General features: G+C 47.0%; 4 protein-coding genes. All 4 read left to right on the top strand.

Translation table 11 applies throughout. From position 1 onward, the window contains the following. The coding region (locus tag BZ163_RS00180; protein ID WP_256578894.1) for a phospholipase D-like domain-containing protein at positions 1-350 on the top strand (350 nt) is incomplete at its 5' end. Between the two features lie 2 nt (positions 351-352). After that, a complete protein-coding gene (locus BZ163_RS00175; RefSeq protein ID WP_256578893.1) occupies positions 353-1,378 on the top strand; it encodes a DUF6396 domain-containing protein in 1,026 nt (341 codons plus the stop codon). Positions 1,379-1,418: 40 nt separating this feature from the next. Then, positions 1,419-1,709 (top strand): hypothetical protein, encoded by a 291-nt coding sequence (locus BZ163_RS00170; RefSeq protein WP_128869331.1) that lies wholly within the window; start codon positions 1,419-1,421, stop codon positions 1,707-1,709. Between the two features lie 126 nt (positions 1,710-1,835). Then, positions 1,836-2,835, top strand: a 1,000-nt coding sequence (locus tag BZ163_RS00165; RefSeq protein WP_256578892.1) for a DUF6396 domain-containing protein, incomplete at its 3' end; no start/stop codon positions are given.

The raw sequence follows: 2,835 nt of genomic DNA, 5'->3' as shown, positions 1-2,835 counted from the left end.
ATGTCTATGTGCACAGCAAGTTGATGATTGTTGACGACGTCTTTACCACGCTGGGGTCGGCGAACATTAATACGCGCAGTATGCAGGTGGACAGTGAGTTGAATATTTGTATTGAGGATCCGGCGATTACTCGGCCGTTGCGGGAGCATTTGTTTGGGGTGCATACGGGGGGTAGTGTCATTGGAGGTCAGATGTCAACAGTGTACAAAAGTTGGGAGGAAATTCTCGTGGAGAATAATAGTGCGCGCATGAATAGTTCGACGGAAGATTCTTCAGTGTCATCAAGTTCTCCTGTTGCATCGGTGGTTGAGTTTTTACAGTCCAGTCCTGTTAGGAAGAACTTGGATTGATCATGAAGAAAGCTTATATTTTGATTTGTCTGTATTTATTGATTTCGGCTTGTTCAAAAAAGGAAGAAGACATGCCTGATGTCTCGCAGCTAGACTTTGCTTACGCGCGGTTAAAATTTCACTGTGTACATGAGGAGGGCTCTTTACCTGCATTGAACAAGGATGCGGATAATCTCTACCGGTATGGTGTTTATCTGGAAAAACTCAAGGGGAAGAAAAATTATGACGATATTGCACGCTACTATCGAATCGCCGCTGCGAATGATCACTACAAAGCTGCCACTAATTTGCAACTCTTACTGTCGACAGGTCAAGCCAGTTCGCCTCATGCCAGTAAGGAAACTATCGATCTAGCAGAGTATTTTGTAGAAAAAGGAATTCCGGGCGCCTACTACGATATGGCGCATTACCTTGAGGTGGGTTATGGCGTTAAACAAGATGTTGTTGCTTCCAAAGCTTACTTTAGAAGGGCTGCTGATATGGGCAGTCCTGAAGCTCAGTATTACATAGGCAGGCTTCTTTCTAGCGTTCCAAATACCGCAGATGTCATGCTTGCAATGTATAAATGTGCGATGGAGCAAGGTCATCGGTCTGCGGGGATGTACTATGCGTCTTACTTAAAGGTTTCGGGTCTTTATAGTGAGTCCGTAAAAAGTTATCAGACTGCAATTCGAAATGGAAGCGACACAAGTGCAAATACTCTGGCGAACGCTTTCGAGGGGCCGCCCGCTTCTACGAGGCTCTATTACCTCGCACTTGAAAGAGATCTCGAACGAGTCAGCCGATATAACAAAATCAGTGATTTCCTGACGCGTCACGAACATCTAGGGGCTAAGGTTCCAGACTTGGATAAAATCGTCCCACTTCCACCAGCAGTCCTCCCCGAATGGGATGGCACTTTCCAATGGAAACGTGAACGCGACTCTGCTGTTCCAGTCATTCCGTCTTCCGAACTGATCGAAAAACTCAGCGCCGAGAAGGGGCTTGCTCCCTCCACCGGATTATCCCTGTCTGATAGAAAACCCTAGCCAGTTTTCGCCAAGCCCACTCACAACAGATCTTCCCGAAATGAACCACAACTTTTGCGAGGCCTGGCACAAAGAAACCCATGTCGACCTGCTAGCCCCTCGTCAACCCATCGCCGCGCTTGAGCAGGCCAGGCAAACCGAGCGGTTGGCCAGCGTCAATGCGGGGATCTTCAAGAAAGTGCGGGATGTCGATCGCGATGTAGCGGCTGCTCACTACTACCAAACCTTTGTGCATGATTTAGCCAAGGCGGCGCCAAGGTGGCGCAGTTGGAAAGGGAATTTCCGGATAAGGATAACGCGGGTATTTCCAGTGCGGACATTAACGGCCTGAAGGTGCGAAATGTAATTAAAAAAGGGTCAGGCTCGCAAAGAAATATCGGTGCAACTCCACTGTCTCCCACCGCTTCGGTGGTTGAGTTTTTGCAGGAAAGTTCAGCCAGGAAAAATTTGGGCAAATATGAAAAAATTATGGGTTATTTTATTTTTATGTTTTGTTGTGGCTGCGTGCTCAGAAAAGGAGAAAGATATGCTAGACGCATCGCAGGTGGATTTTGCTTACTCGAGATTAGAATTTAAATGTGTGCACGAGGTGAAGTTTCTGCCTCCATTGAAAAAAGACGCAGATCTTTTCTATCGTTATTCTCTCTATTTGGAGAAACTAAAAGGTAAGAAGGACTACGACGAAATTGCGCGTTATTATCGCATCGCTGCTGCTCACGACCATTACAAAGCGGCGACTAATTTGCAATATATTCTGTCAGTTGGACAAGCCACTTCCCCAGATGCCAGCAAGGAAACTATCGATTTGGCCGAACATTTTATTGCAATGGGAATTCCTGGTGCTTACTACGATATGGCACATTATCTAGAATTGGGTTATGGCGTGAAGAAGGACGTCGCTGCGTCCAGAGCGTATTTTCGCCGGTCTGCCGACATGGGGAATCCGGACGCCCAATACTACATTGGTAAACTGCTTTCGTATGTGCCCAATGGTGGCGATATCATGAGGGCGATGTACAAGTGTGCTATGGAGCAGGGCCATCCATTGGCGGGAAGAGATTACGCAAGTTATTCGAAGGTCTTAGGTCTTTATCAAGAGTCATTGGAAGGTTATCAGTATGCGACTCGTTCTGGAAATGCTAACAGTGCTAGAAACTTATCGAAGTCTTTTAATGGTCCAATCGCGTCCGATAGACTCTACTATTTATCTTTACAAAGAGACGTAGAGCGAGTGGAACGCTACCATGAAATATATAATTTTCTAACACGTCATGAACATCTTGGTGCAAAGGTCCCAGACCTTGAGAGCATCGTCCCATTCCCACCAGCCGTCCTCCCCGAATGGGATGGCACTTTCCAATGGAAACGTGAACGCGACTCTGCTGTTCCAGTCATTCCGTCTCCAGAGCTGATCGAAAAACTCAGCGCCGAGAAGGGGCTTGATCCCTCCACCGGAT

The sequence above is a fragment of the Pseudomonas sp. VI4.1 genome, assembly GCF_002029345.1.
In the GTDB taxonomy this organism is placed as follows: Bacteria; Pseudomonadota; Gammaproteobacteria; order Pseudomonadales; family Pseudomonadaceae; genus Aquipseudomonas.
Note: the sequence above shows the minus strand (reverse complement) of the source record. Positions and strands in the feature narration are given on the sequence as shown.